The organism is Negadavirga shengliensis, assembly GCF_042652345.1.
GTDB classification, from domain to species: Bacteria; Bacteroidota; Bacteroidia; order Cytophagales; family Cyclobacteriaceae; genus Negadavirga; species Negadavirga shengliensis.
Window position 1 is genome coordinate 32883 of sequence record NZ_JBHSJJ010000001.1, and the last position, 16338, is coordinate 49220.

13 protein-coding genes are annotated in these 16338 nt (G+C 45.1%); 2 read left to right on the forward strand and 11 right to left on the reverse strand.

Annotation, left to right across the window (positions count from 1 at the left end):
• Positions 1-52: 52 nt before the first annotated feature.
• On the forward strand, positions 53-1051 hold the full coding sequence (gldB, locus tag ACFPFU_RS00140) for a gliding motility lipoprotein GldB (protein ID WP_377060302.1): 999 nt from the start codon (positions 53-55) through the stop codon (positions 1049-1051).
• A 19-nt stretch (positions 1052-1070) separates the two neighbouring features.
• Here gldB and ACFPFU_RS00145 read toward each other — a convergent pair whose 3' ends face one another.
• From ACFPFU_RS00145 to ACFPFU_RS00170, 6 genes are all read right to left on the reverse strand, one after another.
• Entirely contained in the window at positions 1071-2240 is a 1170-nt protein-coding gene (locus ACFPFU_RS00145; protein ID WP_377060304.1) for a glycosyltransferase family 4 protein, read from the reverse strand.
• On the reverse strand, positions 2237-4030 hold the full coding sequence (asnB, locus tag ACFPFU_RS00150; protein ID WP_377060306.1) for an asparagine synthase (glutamine-hydrolyzing): 1794 nt from the start codon (positions 4028-4030) through the stop codon (positions 2237-2239). Before asnB ends, ACFPFU_RS00145 begins: the two co-directional genes overlap by 4 nt.
• A 3-nt stretch (positions 4031-4033) precedes the next feature.
• Entirely contained in the window at positions 4034-4717 is a 684-nt protein-coding gene (gene nth / locus ACFPFU_RS00155) for an endonuclease III (protein WP_377060308.1), read from the reverse strand.
• A 338-nt stretch (positions 4718-5055) separates the two neighbouring features.
• Positions 5056-5289 carry a hypothetical protein gene (locus tag ACFPFU_RS00160; protein WP_377060310.1) on the reverse strand — a complete coding sequence of 78 codons (234 nt, stop codon included), beginning with the start codon at positions 5287-5289 and terminating at the stop codon, positions 5056-5058.
• A complete protein-coding gene (locus tag ACFPFU_RS00165) occupies positions 5264-5866 on the reverse strand; it encodes an RNA polymerase sigma factor (RefSeq protein WP_377060312.1) in 603 nt (200 codons plus the stop codon). Before ACFPFU_RS00165 ends, ACFPFU_RS00160 begins: the two co-directional genes overlap by 26 nt.
• Before the next feature lie 252 nt (positions 5867-6118).
• Positions 6119-10051 carry a hypothetical protein gene (locus ACFPFU_RS00170; RefSeq protein ID WP_377060314.1) on the reverse strand — a complete coding sequence of 1311 codons (3933 nt, stop codon included), beginning with the start codon at positions 10049-10051 and terminating at the stop codon, positions 6119-6121.
• Between the two features lie 33 nt (positions 10052-10084).
• On the opposite strand from ACFPFU_RS00170, the gene ACFPFU_RS00175 reads away from it, so the two are divergent.
• Entirely contained in the window at positions 10085-10225 is a 141-nt protein-coding gene (locus ACFPFU_RS00175; RefSeq protein WP_377060316.1) for a hypothetical protein, read from the forward strand.
• 90 nt (positions 10226-10315) lie between these two features.
• Here ACFPFU_RS00175 and ACFPFU_RS00180 read toward each other — a convergent pair whose 3' ends face one another.
• The 5 genes from ACFPFU_RS00180 to ACFPFU_RS00200 form a co-directional block, all read right to left on the reverse strand.
• The gene (locus ACFPFU_RS00180; RefSeq protein ID WP_377060318.1) at positions 10316-10636 is read right to left on the reverse strand and encodes a Rieske (2Fe-2S) protein; all 321 of its coding nucleotides are present in this window, start codon (positions 10634-10636) and stop codon (positions 10316-10318) included.
• Positions 10633-10815: a hypothetical protein gene (locus ACFPFU_RS00185; protein ID WP_377060320.1), complete on the reverse strand. Its 183-nt coding sequence runs from the start codon at positions 10813-10815 to the stop codon at positions 10633-10635. Before ACFPFU_RS00185 ends, ACFPFU_RS00180 begins: the two co-directional genes overlap by 4 nt.
• Entirely contained in the window at positions 10812-12200 is a 1389-nt protein-coding gene (locus tag ACFPFU_RS00190) for a purine-cytosine permease family protein (protein WP_377060322.1), read from the reverse strand. Before ACFPFU_RS00190 ends, ACFPFU_RS00185 begins: the two co-directional genes overlap by 4 nt.
• A gap of 142 nt (positions 12201-12342) precedes the next feature.
• The gene (locus ACFPFU_RS00195) at positions 12343-13392 is read right to left on the reverse strand and encodes a GntR family transcriptional regulator (RefSeq protein ID WP_377060324.1); all 1050 of its coding nucleotides are present in this window, start codon (positions 13390-13392) and stop codon (positions 12343-12345) included.
• A gap of 142 nt (positions 13393-13534) precedes the next feature.
• Positions 13535-16318 carry a glycosyl hydrolase gene (locus ACFPFU_RS00200; protein ID WP_377060326.1) on the reverse strand — a complete coding sequence of 928 codons (2784 nt, stop codon included), beginning with the start codon at positions 16316-16318 and terminating at the stop codon, positions 13535-13537.
• Between the last annotated feature and the right edge of the window lie 20 nt (positions 16319-16338).

Consider the following 16338-nt stretch of genomic DNA (forward strand, 5'->3'; position numbering starts at 1 on the left):
AGCCATTTTAAACTGTTTTAGACAAAAGAATCCACTATTTTTGGAGTCAACTATGAAAAAAATAAAGTATCTACCGGTCGTATTGTTTTTTTTGGGGGTCTTTGCCTGTAAAAAAAAACCGGCCGACTGTCGTCTTCCCGATGAAATTCTGGAAATCCCCCTTTCTATAGAAATCCAGAGGATGGAGAAAAACTTTTTTGAAGACATCACTGAGGAAAACATACGATACAATCTAGAGGCCTTTTCCGAATTTTCCAAGATGTACTTTGAACCGATGGAATATGAAAATAAGGAAGAACTGGCCGCTGGACTTTATCAAATCCATACTGATCCGGGTATGCAGGAACTGTATCAGGAAGTAATGGCCCATTTTCCCGATATGAAAGACATAGAGCAAGAGCTTATTCTGGCGTTCAAGGCGATTAAGTATTACTACCCACAATTTGATCCCCCCAAAGTATATACCTTTGTGAGTGGATTTGGATCGGACCTGGTAGTCACAGAAGACCTTATCATCATTGGTCTGGATTATTACCTCCCGGCTGATCACCGTTTTCAGCCTTTGGACCTCCCTGAATACATCGCAAAAAGGTACGAAAGGGACTATCTGGTTCCCACATTGGTGACCGCCATTTCTTCCCGTTTCAACAAAACAGATCTGAGGGACAACACCTTACTGGCTGAAATGATCTTTTACGGGAAGGCTTACCATTTCACCAAAACCATTTTGCCCTGTACGCCTGATGAGTACATTATAGGTTATGAGACAAAGGAAATTGTCGGCAGCTATGCCAACGAGCAAATGATCTGGGCCCATTTTATAGAAAATGAACTGCTTTTCGAGACCAACCCCTTTGAAATAAGAAAATATACGGGAGAGGCGCCGTTTACGGATGAAATCAGTCCCGATGCCCCGGGCAGGATAGGCAGATGGCTGGGATGGAACATCGTGGATGATTACCGGCTCAACAACGACCTCAGCCTGCAAGAGGTCATGGATCAGCAAAACGCCAGGGAAATTTTCAAACGCTCAGGATACAAGCCCAGATAAACCATTTGAAAAGCATGGTTCAGCTATCCAAAAAATCAAGCAATCGCGAGACCGCTTCTTTTTTTGAAAACCTGGATTCGGCCAACCTTTCGGCATTTTTCCCGGCCCTTTCCAGCATCGCGGGATCCTCTTCCAGGGATTGGATATAAGACAATATCTTGCTGCTATCCTCTTGATCATGATAATTGCCCATATCGTTTTGCTTGATCATATCCAATAGCCAGCCTTTGAAATTCACTATGACGGGCTTGCCCATCGCCAGGGCATCAAAAAACTTGTTGGGGCTGCTGGTCCTTAATACTGGCAGGTCTTGGAAAGAAATGTAAACCAAATCTGAAAAAGCCAGTAAATCCCGGACAGCGTTTTTGTCACCATAGGAGAGGAAATGGAAATTCAAAAGCCCCAACTGCTTGCTGCGTTTTTTTAAACTGGACAGCTCGGCCCCCTTCCCCATAAGCACAAACTGCCATGGTTTACCGAGTTTTTGTGCCTCTGCAGCGAGCTGCAGGTAACTTTCAAGGCCGTTGACCTTCCCTACGGCCCCAGTATAGGCGATGGTGAGTTTTTCCGGCTGTAACTCCAGTACGTCGGGATTGGCCAGTTCGCTCTGAAAAAAATCCATGTCAGCAAAATTCGGGATTACCGCGATACTTGCCTCCCGACATTTTTTGTGGATGTATTTTTCTATGCCGGGCGACAAGGCGACAATTTTTTGGGCATTGCCATAAATCTTCTCTTCAAGTCCATAGAGGTATTTCTTCAAAAACAGGTTACGGATTACGCCAAGTTGAACCGGTGCCTCGGGCCAAAGGTCCCTTACCTCAAACACATAAGGGATCCCCCACTTTCTTTTTGCCCATAAGCCGATGATCCCGGTAGTCAGGGGTGTGGAGGTGATAAAAAACAGATCGGGTTTGACCATTTGAAAGATAAGAGCTTTTGCCTTCCTCACAAATGCATAAAATGCCCCCATTCTTTTTAACACGCCAAAAGCGTTGTCATAAGGCACCGGAAGATAATGTACCTTTACCCCATCAAATGCTACACATTTGTAATCGGGGGCATTGTGCGCGGTGATCACTTCCACCTCAACCCCTGCTGCTGCCATGCCTTTCGAAAGGTGGTAGGAGCGTATAGCCCCTCCCTCCCGAGGTGTAAGGTAATATTGGTGAATATAAATGATTCTCATAAGCCGTTTTCCCTGATCCAGGAAGACAATACGAACAGGTTCCAAACAAATAGAAATCCTTCCTTGTAATAGGACACCGGATTTTGAGCTATTTTGCGCATCACCGGAGGAAAAGCATTCCCGTGTTTTTTTTCAAACGCACCAATCTCCGAAAAAACAGTTTCCCTGAAATTTTTATTGTCACGGATCCATTCTCTTATCGGCAAGCCGAATCCCAGTTTCCTGCGGTCAGCCACCCGGCCTAACCCTTCCTCGCGAAGCAGTTCCCTGATCCATATCTTGTTCCTCCGTCTCAAATGTTCGGCTTCGGTCATCCCCCGGCTGAGAGACACCAAAGACCAGTCCAAATAAGGCGCTCTGCCCTCAATTCCGTGGGCCATGCAGGCATTGTCGTGGATTTTAAGCACATCATTGACCAGATAAAAGGTCCTGTCCCACTCCAGGGCAGCCTTATAATCCGAAAGCTGTCGGGGATAATAGGGCCGCAACTGGGTGGCCAAAGAATCCGGCAAATTCCCTAGCGCTGAGAAATTCATAAACGTCCTTTCGGGACTGGCATGGATCGATGCCAGAAATTTCCGCTTTTCCCGGCCAAGCGGGATTTTTTCCAAATTTAGCCGGGACAGAAAATTCCAGAAAACGGGACGTGCAAGATAGTGGCTGAAAGCCTTATGTCGGTTATACCCACCGAACAACTCATCTGCTCCCGCACCGCTGGCCAATACCTTCACCTGTTTGTTGGCTTCGCGGGCAAGTATCCAAGTCAATATACTGGCGCTGTCACCCACAGGCTGATCCAGGGTTTTGACATATTCCGGCCAAACCTCCAATACGGTCTGAGGGTCGACCTGGATTTCATGATGGGCGCCCGGATATTTTCCAGCCACTTCTGCCGCAAAAGACGCATCATCGTATTGATCCCGGTACGCCTTCCCAAATCCCACGGTATAAGTATGAAGGGGAATGCCTGTTTCTTTGTACCACAGCTGATAGAGCAGGCTGCTGTCGGCTCCGCCGCTCAAGAGTACGCCTACAGGTACATCTGCATGAAACTGCCGAAGTACCGCATCCGTCAGGAGTTCCTTGAAAACCTCCTTTGTGGGGGTTTGCTCAGCATGTTGTTCCATCTCCAGCTGATGGGAAGCAATATGTTGCCCCTCAAATCCATATAACTTTACCTCACCCGGCAGTACCTGAAGAAGGTCCTCAAAAAATGACGCATCGGGCATACCGTGACGGCAATAAAAGTAAGGGGCATATTGTTTCCTGTCTACCGTAGCAGAAACCAAGCCCGAGAGGAGGATGCTTTTCGACTCAGACGAACAAAGCAAAACATGGTCTCTGTGATAATAATAAAGGGGTTTCATTCCTACGGGATCTCTGGCCAAAAGCACTTGTTTTTTGTTGCTGTCCACAAAAACAATGGCAAACATTCCCCGTAGCTGTTTAATGCCTTCGCTCCCAAAAGCACCAAGCCATTTAAGCAACACTTCTCCGTCAGAATGGCTTCTGAACGCTTCCCCCCTTTCAAGCAGCCGGTTACGCAGTTCCTGATAATTATATAAGGCACCGTTCCATACCAAAGCCAGCTTTCCATCATCCGACAGGAGGGGCTGGTTGGCCACATCCCGGAGATCCAATATTTTCAGCCTATTTCCCGCAATAAACACCTTTTCGTTGATCCCGACCCATGACGAATGATCCGGCCCCCGGTGTTTGGTGGCTTCCATCATTCGGTGAATGGCTATATCCCCCTTCCGGGCGTTCAAGACAAGGTTTATCCCGCACATTCATTATTTGGATTTATCAGAAAGTACATTCTCCAACTCAATTTGGGCTCTGTTCTTTTCATAATACCTGCAAAAATGGGTTATATCGCAGATATCACACTTGGGTCTTCTCGCCACACATACATACCTGCCATGTAAAATAAGCCAGTGATGGGCTTTGTGAACCACGTCCTTGGGAAGGTGGCGCAACAAATTTTTCTCCACCCCAAGCGGGCTTTTCACGTTTTGAGGCACCAGGCCTATCCGCTTGGACACCCTGAAAACGTGGGTATCCACCGCCATGTTCGGCTGGTTCCAAACCACGCTGGTGATTACATTTGCCGTTTTGCGTCCCACGCCGGGCAATTTGATCAAGTCCTTGACGGTTGACGGTATTTCTCCGTTGAATTCCTCCACCAGCATTTTGGCCATTCCCAGCAAATGCTTGGTCTTATTATTGGGGTAAGAAACGGATTTAATATAGGGAAACAGCTCATCAAAGTTACTGTTGGCCAGATGAAGGGGAGTGGGGAAATCCCTAAATACGGCCGGGGTGACCATATTGATACGTTTATCCGTACACTGGGCACTGAGAATCACCGCTATCAACAGTTGGTACGGGTTTTCATAATGCAGTTCCGTTTCGGGAAGGGGCATTTTACTTGAAAAATGGTCAACGAACGCCGCGTATCTGTCTTTTTTTAACATAGTAGGGTAAACTTACTTTTAATATCCTTTATTTAGCAAATATTGATGACAAAAAAAAAACTGTTTTTTTAGGACTATATTTAAGGTCTGAGGCGGTACACATTGTTCAATTAAACCCATCGTGTCAATCCCCGAATTCGGATCCGGGCAATCCGGGACGGGGCAGGCTGTGAAAACCTGTCCCGGGCTTGTTTGGACATTCCTGGACACTTTAACCCGAATCGTCAGAATTGTTGTTTGATCCATCTTCGGGAGGGTTAATTTCTGACAGCCATAAAAAAACCTGCCGCATCATGATACGGCAGGAAAAACATCTTTTTTAAGGGTGTTGTTGGTGTTTAAACTTTTTCCAGTCCTTTGGATTGGGCCTTTCTTTTTATGGCTCTAACAATTTTCTCCGAGGGGTTGAGAATGAGACGGTCCAAATGATCTATCGTGCCTAACATATCAATATACTCCTGCATCAGCACAGGGTTTTTCTGCATGGCATGCACAAATTGTTCATTCTCGTACTCCGTCATTTCCTGATAAATGTACCTTATCAGGTCATTTTGGGTAGAAGATTTGGTCATAGGCGATATTTATTTGTTTAAGTTTCTTTCTCAAATTGATCAAAGCGTAGCGCATCCTTCCTAAGGCCGTATTGATACTCACTCCCGTCTGCTCTGCAATTTCCTGAAAACTCAAATCCATATAATGGCGCATCATCAATACCTGCTTCTGGTTTTCAGGAAGCTCGTCGATCAACTGCCTGACCAAATCGTAAGTTTCGTCCTTGACTTTCATGTCTTCAACGTTTTCTTCCGCGAAATGCAGCGTATTGAAAATGTTGGAGCCATCCTCCATGACCACCGCCGGGTACCGCTTCATCTTTCTGAAGTGATCGATCGCCAGATTATGAGCGATTCTCATTAGCCATGGCTGGAATTTTCCCTCTTCGTTATAACGGTCTGAGTTAAGCGTCTGAACTACTTTTACAAAAACGTCCTGCAGCAGATCCTCTGCTACTCCTTGTTCCTTTACTATCATCAAAATAGTAGTGTAAACCCGGGACTTGTATTTGTCCACCAACTTCTCAAAAGCAATCTCACTTCCGTTCCTATATTGTGAAATAAGTTCGCTGTCTTTAGGTCCTACCCTTTTGCTCATAAAACTGATGTTTAGATAACGTAGAGTTTTATCCCATATTGTGATTTTTTTGGCCAATAAATATTTTACTCAGCATTCAAATGTATATAATAGCTGAAAACAACGCAATCAATTTTTGTATTTTTTTATATTTTATGGTACAATACAGATTAAAGCGCAGAATTATATCTTTAATGTGAAAAAAATCGCCATAAAAAATATTGTTGGATTATGGGGAATCTTAAAATAAACCAAAAATGATACCAACAAGGCTTAGTGGTTGGCATGGTCGATATTTTTTCCAAAACCTTTAGCAAAGAAACTGTACACCGTACCCGCCACGCCAATTACCGCGCTGACATAGGCTGAGGTCTGATTGAGAATATTGGGATCATAGTAGCTGATCACCGCAATCGAAATGAAAACGAAACTAAAGGCAGCCATCTGTATCATCTTCGCATTGCCGGTTTTCCGTTCGTCCTGTTTAAACCTGCTCAGTTCCTCTGGGGTGGCATTCATATAAGCATAGTTTCTGAAACTCCTGGAGAATAAAACCAGCCCGTCCCGGTGGCTGTTCAGCACAAAAACCCCTTTCTGCAGCAATGCCGTCATGGTTTCCTTATTGGCAAAATTGATGAAACCTTCCTTGGCAAAATTGTATACCATCTTCTTCTCCTTCATGTTGAGCTCTCCCCAAATATTCATGTAGTAGGCCTTATTGTACCGTTGAATGGACAGGATGCATTTTTCAAACCGTTCTTGGGAAAGAGGGTTCTCTTCAGAATCCTGCATTAACTCAACAGTGATGAGGGCGGCCAAAGATGCCCCGTTGGGCCCATGCGCAATTTCCTCACAAAGCTCATGTACTTTCTCATCGTTAAAGAGGGTGCTTTGGATTCTTCTTGTATACCTCTCCCTATCCAACCTGTCCATATTTTCCCAGTTTTTATCCGGATAGGGAAGGGCAATCAAAGGATTGGCATAATGCAAAGGCACAAAATGAAAAAGAAAACCGGAAAACATTTCCGACAATACCATTCTTTCTCCAGCAGTTAGACTGGGGGGCATAAGTTCCTGAAAAGGCTTACCTGATATTACAAATACTCCCAATCCTTTATTAAAATACTGTTTCCTAAAATTCTTCAAAAAAGCGGCAAATTCTGCTGTATCCAGTATACAATGAATATTCTCCAAAATCACCGCTTTGTGAACCGGCAACCTTCGTGGCAGTCCTCTGTCTTTTCCCCCTACATCGATCAGCAATACCTCATTCGGGCCATATCCAAATTGCTGCATCACCCATTCCCTGGATTTTCTAGAATCCAAACCGATGATGAAATTGTACAACTGTCCCTTTGCGCTGGCCGGCAATTCGGGCTCGTGAACAGTGAAAAGATAATCGATCAGGTAGATTTTGTTGCCCAATCGCATGATCATGATGAAAAGCAAAACCATCAGGAGAATCAATATCAGCCACGCCATTTTATTCCCTTTTTGTTCTGTGCCACCAGATTTGCTTTTCCTGTCCATATTGGAGGGCAGGTAAAAGGAAGCTTGCAAAAGATGTTCGGATGGGGCTATAAATTTGCTGATCTGCCTATCTTCCCGGGTGGCTATTTTGGCAAAGTTTATTCTTCTCAGTTTTTCATAGGCTTTGATCAATTCACCATACCCCCCTTCGGGAGCTTGCGGTTTCTCTGCTGTATAGGACTCCACATTCTCCCAAATAAACCTTTCCTGTTCGAATATCTGGCGATGGATGAAATATCCGGGTAAAAAGCCAATGATGACCAACCATAATAAAAAATTAAGGGCGTAAATGCGCTTGTCCACCTGCACTAGCGTAACGAGATTCCACCATCTGGTAAGTTTGGCATGCCATCTTTTCAAGAAGCCGGTTTTGTCAAAATCTGTAGGCAGCAAGCTGGGCATCCGGTTTTTTCGGGCCAGGCCAAAACATAATGCCAGCAGACCTGCTATCACGACAAGAATGACGACCGTCCATAAGAAATATCCAAGGGACAAACTCACATAGGAAAGGTACAACAAGGCCACAGCAAAAGCTGTCCATAAAGCTACTGCCGGTATCACAAAATTGATTTTGCTGCCTTTAAACTGTCCAGCGCCCTTATAATGTAACAAAATGAAATTGCAGGTACCCGCCTGTATGGCAAATACTCCCGCCCACAGATAAATTTTGAAAATACATAAAGGCATGAATAAATACATCAGTATGTATATCAAAATATCCGCAGCCAGTATGTAGTTCAACCATAAATACCTCCCCCTTTTTTGTGGTGAGGGACTGTACCAATAGAAAGAAAACTGTGCAAAAGCCAAATAAATACTGGATTTTTTGGCCATCATGGTGAACAATGACAACAATATCAACACCAGTAAATAGGGGATAAAAACGGTTAATGCTTCCAAAGATGCCAAGGTGTGTAAGGTATGCTGAAGATTTTTATCTTCAAGAAACAACAACCAGTTGTCTCCGCCCAACCGATCTGAATCCAACCGTTTTAACAACGCCTCATATTCATAGCCATTAAAATATAAAGGCGTTCTCCAAGAGGCATCCGCCCGGGCATTATAATTATTCTTAATCAGCGTCAGGATTTCCTGCCACTTGTCCTCCCCTATACCCTCCTGAAGATAATTGACCGGGATGTTCACCTTTTCACTTTTCAACAATACTTTGCCATCGGCCCTGAAAATAAAATAACGGTATTTCCCGCTGAGTTGGGACGCAATCCGGTCAAGCCTAAAGGTAATGGCCCTTCCCATATCACCAAAACGCCCACTGATCACCCCTTCCAGTTCACCCGTCGCTCTCGAATAATGGGCGCTGATAAAATATTCGTTCTCAGAATCCGGAAGTTGCTTCACATAATCCCTGCTGGCGATGGATATAAAGGGATTTTCTTCAAACCTGACGGGGGAGGTTTTCCTTTCTGAATTGGGTATGACCATAGACAATATTCTGCCTTCGGCATCAAAGGTCAACAGTTCATTCACATGCTCGTATGAAGTTCCTGAATCCCCCAAAGTACCTTTTCCGTGAACATCGTACGCCTGCAAGCGCTTGATATGGGCTGAAGTTTCTGCCGAAAACGCTGCCGTCAAATCATTCATTTCTTCATTATCCGCCGTGACCAAAGGATAATGCCGGATCAGGGAAAATGAGAAAAAACCCAGCACCACCATCAGAACAATAAGAGATAGGCCTAATCCAAATACCCGCTTTTTTGTAAGAATATCCCCTTCACTCAAATTAAAAATGCTGATGATGGGAATGGAAACAAAGATCAGAAGCAAACCTGTGAGAAAAAGATTAAGGAGGTTGAAATTTATCCTATAAGCCACCTTCTGAAATTGAAGGCTTTCCTTGACCCCCACAAGCATCAATTTTTTGTCCCCCAAAAAAAACGGAGAGATAAAGCCCTCGTATTCTTCCCCTGACAGGTATAGTTTCAGCTTTCTCTCGCCAAAAACCGGATTTCCCGTAGTTTTTGCTTCTATGGAGTCCAATTGGTCCGGTTTGAGCAGGTTCAATCCTGCTGACTTAGAAGGGTAAAGTATCGTTCCCTCGTCATCCAATAGGTAAAGTTCATCAAAAAAAAGGCTTTGAAGGTTATGCTTCATCAGGGTGGACAGGGACACGGAATGGCTCACTTCGAAGGTCCTTGAATCCCGGCCCGCCCCTTCAATCCCCACTTGCATCCTGTCGGATAAGTTCCGGTACAGCATCGATATATCAGGAGTAGGGTAACTTCCCTCCGCTGTTCTCTCCTCAAAAACAAACCGATAATCTTCTACATGGAGATAGAACGCACTGTCTCTCCTGATCAGATTAATTTTGACATTTTCAAACGGAAGCCGTTTTTCCCTATCCTCGGGGACCATTCGCATCCTGTTGACCTCGAACCTCTTTTCCTTATCCAGCAATGCCACCAGCGCTGCTGCCGGGCTAAGGGGATCATCCGTTGAATTCCATTTATAAAAATTTCTTTTCAGATAACTATCCAGCTGATCGTGATAGCTATAAAAAGCATCCAGAAAACTCCCTTTAGCCAGCGACACCGCCTTGACGGCCTGGTCTTCGAGCTGTTGCTGGTTGGTGCGTGAATGTTGGTACAAATAGGCCGCAATCAGAAAAACAAATCCGAAAACGAACAGCCACAATCTAATATCCTTGAATTTCATCTGAAATTGCCATAGGTATGAAAACACATAGTCATGAAGGACCTGAAGAAACCCATTTTTCAGGTTTTAATGGCACCCGATACCGTATTTTCCCTGGCTATCAAAGCCACAGGTAACAACAGCCACAAAACTTACATCCAAAACAATGAACAACCCATATGTATTGGTATTTGATAAATTTAAAAAAATAAAACCTCGAAAGAAAGCACCTATTCGAAATAAAACCCAATCAGCATAAATCCTGCTTTAGGAGGACGGCCATAGCTAGAACGTTATTTCCAAGCCGTTGTCTCTTAAATTAGCCTTGTAAATCTGCAAATCCCGGCAATCCCCTGACCTCACTTCCCCGGTATGTAGGTCAAAGCGGTAATGATGAAGAGGACAGATCACTTCCTGATAAGCATTGATATTGCCTTCTTCCAAGGAAGTTTTTTGGTGTGGGCAAAGTCTTTCGAAGGCAAAAAAATCATCGTTGATCCTTACTACGGCGATTTTCACACCGCCAAGACTTACCGGCATGATCTTTCTGTTAGGCAATAGAGCCCTCACTTGCTCGGGACTCGATCCAAGAACAAACTTTCTCATTCCTTGCTTTCCTTGCCTTTGTTCATCCAGGAGGGTGCAGTGACAAACCAGATTACGGTACCTAAAGCCATCAGTTGCTTACAGGTATAGGCCTCGATCAATCCCATAAAGAGCATGAAAGAAGGGAAAAGGGTTAAAGCAAGCCCGATATAGGAAAACCATTTCAGTAATTGTCTCATCTTTTCTGATTGATCTTACTTGCTACAATATACACAAGTACCGCCACAAACCATCCGGGTAGTCCAAGAAAGAAAATTTCCACCCCCAGCATCAGGTTAAGCAGCAAACAAAATGCCAGCGTCACACCCCAAGTGAGCGCGACCGACCAGTTTAACTGAACCCCGGTGGCCATGGCATAATAAGGCTTAAGCCCGATCTTTTCCATCAGGTATACATCGATGAAAATAACAGCACCCAAGGGCATCAAAATCAGTCCATATAACGCCACGAATTCCAGCAGCATCATTACCAATGCGGGAAAGCAAGCGGTGATGGTGGTAAACAATCCCACAAACAAAGTAACTTTCCAGGTTTTCCATTTGGGATTGATGGATTGAATGGCCAGCCCCGCCCTGTACAAAGTGGGATTGGCGGTGGTCCATCCGGCGATGACCACACACAAGGCCCCTGCCAAACCCACAGCGCTGTAGGCTATCGGACCCGGTGCAAATGTCAGGCTATTGTCGGATTCCAATAGAAACAGGGAATACAAAATCCCTGAGGCAATCCACGCAATAAAATGGCCTAAAAAAACCCCTGTCGCAGAAGAAAACCCATATTGCCATTTCCTGGCATACCTCAATAAGGATAAGTCTGCCATCCCAATGTGCATGGCCATATTACAGAACCAGGCAAAAAACAGGATGTGCCAAAATCCGAATTTACTTTGTCCTTCGAGAGGGACCCCCGTCCAAATGGTGCTCTCGGCAACAGACCAAAACTGCCCCATCTCTGTCACGCCGAGTCTGGGCAAAACAGCCACCGCGGCAGCAATAAATACCATGATCATCCAAGGAGCCGCTACCATCGCAAATTTGGATACCTGATCAAAACCGAACATGGCCACAAAAGTGGTGATGGCCCCCACCACGAACACCGTAACCACCCATCCTACATTATTGGGATAAATGTCGGTCAGCTGAGGCATGGCCATATCAAAGGGTATCCCCACCGCCGTGGCAGAAACAGCGATCATGGCTCCCGCCAAAAAACAAAAAAGCCCTGCATTCACAAGATTGTACAGGACGGTAAACTTGTTTCCGGCTATTTTCTCCAAAAGGTAATATAAGGTAATCCGGGTTTTAACAGCGATTTTCGCGGTCAAAAAAGCCCAACTCAACACCGCTAGAATATTCCCTAATATCAACCCGGTAACAAGATCGACCGCACTTGCCCCGTGAGCCACAAACAAAGGCCCTATCACAAACTCCGTTCCGGCGGTATGTTCCCCTGCGTAGGTGCCTAAAAAACTCTTCCATCCTTTGAATTTGCCTGCCGGTATGGGTTCCCGCTCGTATTCCTTGACGGCGTCCAGCTTCTGAACTAAACTGCTTTTTTTGAACATCAATTAAAATCGTAAATTATCCAAGCACCGGTTTTTTTCAGTATCAAAGATAAAATGCACCGGTGCCTTTAAAAAGAATCCGAATATAACCAAAATCAGAAGGCGGAGTACACAGTTAACCGTTTTATATATGTCCATTCGGCTAAACAGAACCCCGGTTTATAAACTTGAAAATATTTTTGACGGCCTCTCTTTTGTTCTTTTTGATCATATAAGCAGCCGTTTCCCCCATCAATTTGAAGTCTGTGGATATGACGGTGATCCCGAGAAGTTCTTTTAAAGGAGTGTCATTATAGGAAATGATCCCGATATCTTTCCCCAAAGTATAGCCTTGTTCCCTAACTTGTTTTACCAGGTTGACCAGATCATTTTCCTCAATGACGACGAAGGTGTCTTTGGACCGAAGTTCCATCTCAGGATAGACTGTTTCCAGAATTTCATAGTCGAAATCAAAGTCCAGACAGAACTTCTGAAACCCTTTCATAATTTCCAGAGGATAGGGATATACCGTGCTGCTGGGATATACCAACAGCAATTTTTCATAATGCTGCAGCTGAAAAATTCCCTCACACAACGCGTTGTAGATGTCATTTTTAAAGTCCTGGTAAATGGAAGACACTTTTTCCTCCAGCTCAGGTACCTGATTGTCCATGATGATCAACCTCTCAGCAGGTATTTTTTTTAAACAATCCATGACATTCAAATCATGGTTATAATGCCTTTGTTTCTCATCTTTAAAATGGGGCATGATCACGTAGTAGTCGTAGGCGCCCATATTCTCATCGAGAATATTCAACAGTAGCTTAGGGTCACAATGATAGATGTTCAGATCCACCTGAGCATCTGCTCCCATACTGTCTATGAAAGAGTTATATATTTTCAACTTGTAATTGCTGAGTTTATTGAGGAGAAAAAGAACAGACGCTTGTGAAGTGGACACGTTTTTAGCCACATAATACCCTTTACCCTTTACGGAAAGAATGATTTTTTTCTCCTTCAACTGGTTGTAGGCCTTCTCGACGGTATCTCTGGAAAGGTAATATTCCTCACTGATTTCATTAATGGATGGGATCTTATCCCCGACCATTAAATGCCGGTTTTCTATGTCTTCGATAATAGAATTGACTATCTGTTGATATTTGGGAATACGGGAGTTTTCATCTAATCGAATGAGGGTTTTTACTTCTATCATGGGTCAGGTTATTTTTGAAGGGTTTAATCCAATATGGGACCAAATGAAGACCATAAATTTAACAAAATAAATATTATATTTATAAATTTTAACCTCGTATCTAATTAATTGCCTGTAACTTATATTTCAAGAATATATTTTATTAACGGTACATTTTTATGGTAACCGGAGCTTGCAATCCGGATGGCATAATTTCCCATCCCGAAGCATCAAAAGGTTTATAGTCGATGTTGACAAAATTGATCTCATGGTAGTTTCTCCATTCAATCCCTTTTCGGTCCAAGTCCCTTATCCTGTTGGCCATCAAATTGGCCACCTCTATTTTCAGCGTATTTTCCCCGTTTCTGAGATGTTGGGTCACATCCAACTTAAATGGAACCCCAAATGCATAGCCAGCCTCATGGCCGTTTATCCATACATGGGCGCTCTCCCTAACTTCCCCCAGATCCAAGATATACTTAGCTCCTTCCTGAAAATCGATTTCAAATGTGGTTTCATAGGAAGCCTGTCCGGAGAACACATCTGCCTGATCATCCGTCAAATCGGTCCATAACACAGGTTTATCCAGCTCTCTGCCAGCCGGCAAATCCGGCCCACCCCCTACAAAGGTCAGCTTCCACCTTCCCTTCAACACCATTTCTTCAGGATTTCCGGTGGCATAATTCCAATCCGGTACTCCCGGCATTTCATCTTTAAGCGCGTGGATGATCAATGCCTCGCCGGCATCCATCTGTACACGGACAAGCAGCTTCCCCTCCTTTTTCCGGACGGATGCCTGTCCGGTAATTCCTTGCTGGGGATCCATCAGGACAGCAGATTTCCCCTCATAATTAAGCAGCAAATCCCTATCTATCTGTCCGGCAGTATGATTGACGAGATAATAGTATTTATCACCATCCAGGTCCCGTCTGATAAATTGGAGACCGCTGTCCACCAGGCTTTCCCGTTGCACACCGAGGTGATTCAGGGCCACAAGGAGATCCGGTGACCACAACACCTGCCCCTGACCCCATTTGGCCCGTTTCAAAGAACCACTCACCTCATCCTCAAACCGCAATTGCTTCCACAATTCATCAAGCTGCTCCTTTCTGGCTTCCCAGTTATAGAAACCGGGAACATTTTTGGGCATTTCCTGAAAAACCACGTTTGCTCCCCCGGCAGCCACCTCCATTATCTTTTGCAGGGTTTCCACTGGAAGATAATGCAGCTTCGGGATGATCAACACCTGCCCCGGAGACTTTCCGTCCTTTGTTCTCATCAGGCCCTTTTTGTCCACTTCTGTCCCTTCAAGCAACGCATCGGATATGAAATCAAGTGAAAAGCCCTTTTCCATAAGCTGTTTGGAGTTCTGGTAAAAAGGCGTGGGATGGAGCCATTCATCAATATCATGTACGGTCAACATTTTGGAGATCCCTTTGGGATCAGCCCATGCATCATATACCGGCCAATACATCCATATTTCGTTATCTGCCCTTCCTGCCTGAAGAACAGACTGACTTCTGCGAATATAGGCGTTGAAGCCCTGAAAATGGGGCCAGAGGCTATTATGGGTATTCAGGTTGATAGAGGCGTAAAACAGCCAACCGGGAAAATTCACGTCCAAGGGCGAATAAGTAATTCCGTGGTAAAACATATGGTTGATACCGGCAAGAAAAGCCTGCTCCAACTCCGGCTTGGCCTGGGAAAAAGAGGACTTAAAATGTTCTCCTAACCAGGTAAAGGTTTCGCTTGATACCAGGTTTTTTCCGGTCAGGTGAGCGGCGGAAGAAGCGAATTTCAACATGAGCGGGTCCGGGTCGACGTTCCTAATATCGGCACTGTCCCTCCTGATTCCGGGTATAGGGAAATAGCTGGAGCCAAATGTTTCCCCTTCCGGGATATCCACTGCTGCATAGAGGTCCAACAGGTTGCCGGGAGAGCCATGGGCCTGATTCTTGGTCTTTTTCCCCCGCCGGTGGGCCCAGCCAGTCCATTGCCGGGTAAAATACTCCAACAACATATCGTGGATGGTTTCTCTATAATCCGATTTGATGCGGATCCCTTTTTCAGCGGGTGAATTGTCCAGCAATTGGGAAAGATAGGGTTTCAAATCATAACCCCGCCTTCTTTCAAACTCATCAAAAAAACTACCGGTAAAATCGGAGCCATACACTTCGAAGCTGTCATTATAAAAAGCCCTGATGCCGGGGGTATGATCTCCAAACGCTTTTGCGAACGACTGCAGGTAATTCGCCACAGCGTCTTTGTTGAAATGGTCCAGGGTGAACCCCTCTCCTCCGGGGGCCGCACGTTTTACCATTTGCCCCGTTTGAGCCTGAAACACCGCCAGCAGACGCCATACGCCCTCCTGGTCCCAATCAAGGGTGCCATCCGCTTTCGCTTTTGCCGTCAATTCCTCCACGCGCCCATCCTCATGATAGCCCATCAGCGCAATCAGGTCATGATGCAGCTGCTGCCCTTTTTTGTCTTCCAAAACCAGGGGCCGGTCAAGGCCGTTTCCGCCTTTCCAACGGTGTGTCTGTACTACCATTCTTGCAGCGGCCATTTCAGGTGCTACCTGCGGTCCTCCAAACGGCCACCCTGTCCCCTGCGTAAGGTCTATCCCCATTCCTTTCTGGCTGGCAAGGCCGGCAGTAAAATGAAGCATGTTCAGCCAATCCGCCGAAAGAAACCCAAGGTAGCGGTCCTCAAATCCTTTGGCTCCATATATTGGCGCGATTTCCAGGCCCCCTAGGCCCGCCGCTTCATAGGCATCCATCAAGTCCCTTAGGTTAGTACTGTCCACGGCATTTCCCATCCACCACCACCTTGACCACGGCTTATGTTCTGCTTTCGTTTCCGGCCACATCCCCGCGTTCTGACTTATCGCATCAGGAGACTTCGCAAGACAAAAAAGCAACACTGGCAGTGTTATGGAAACGTACACAGAAAGTTTACTTATTTTAT

Excerpts from the sequence above, each read along its gene's own strand:
- ACFPFU_RS00190 (WP_377060322.1), bottom strand. The coding sequence starts at position 12,200 with ATGTTCAAAAAAAGCAGTTTAGTTCAGAAGCTGGACGCCGTCAAGGAA.
- ACFPFU_RS00180 (WP_377060318.1), bottom strand. The coding sequence starts at position 10,636 with ATGAGAAAGTTTGTTCTTGGATCGAGTCCCGAGCAAGTGAGGGCTCTA.
- ACFPFU_RS00145 (WP_377060304.1), bottom strand. The coding sequence starts at position 2,240 with ATGAGAATCATTTATATTCACCAATATTACCTTACACCTCGGGAGGGA.
- ACFPFU_RS00185 (WP_377060320.1), bottom strand. The coding sequence starts at position 10,815 with ATGAGACAATTACTGAAATGGTTTTCCTATATCGGGCTTGCTTTAACC.
- ACFPFU_RS00160 (WP_377060310.1), bottom strand. The coding sequence starts at position 5,289 with ATGACCAAATCTTCTACCCAAAATGACCTGATAAGGTACATTTATCAG.
- ACFPFU_RS00170 (WP_377060314.1), bottom strand. The coding sequence starts at position 10,051 with ATGAAATTCAAGGATATTAGATTGTGGCTGTTCGTTTTCGGATTTGTT.
- asnB (WP_377060306.1), bottom strand. The coding sequence starts at position 4,030 with ATGTGCGGGATAAACCTTGTCTTGAACGCCCGGAAGGGGGATATAGCC.
- ACFPFU_RS00195 (WP_377060324.1), bottom strand. The coding sequence starts at position 13,392 with ATGATAGAAGTAAAAACCCTCATTCGATTAGATGAAAACTCCCGTATT.
- gldB (WP_377060302.1), top strand. The coding sequence starts at position 53 with ATGAAAAAAATAAAGTATCTACCGGTCGTATTGTTTTTTTTGGGGGTC.
- ACFPFU_RS00165 (WP_377060312.1), bottom strand. The coding sequence starts at position 5,866 with ATGAGCAAAAGGGTAGGACCTAAAGACAGCGAACTTATTTCACAATAT.
- ACFPFU_RS00175 (WP_377060316.1), top strand. The coding sequence starts at position 10,085 with ATGAAGGACCTGAAGAAACCCATTTTTCAGGTTTTAATGGCACCCGAT.
- nth (WP_377060308.1), bottom strand. The coding sequence starts at position 4,717 with ATGTTAAAAAAAGACAGATACGCGGCGTTCGTTGACCATTTTTCAAGT.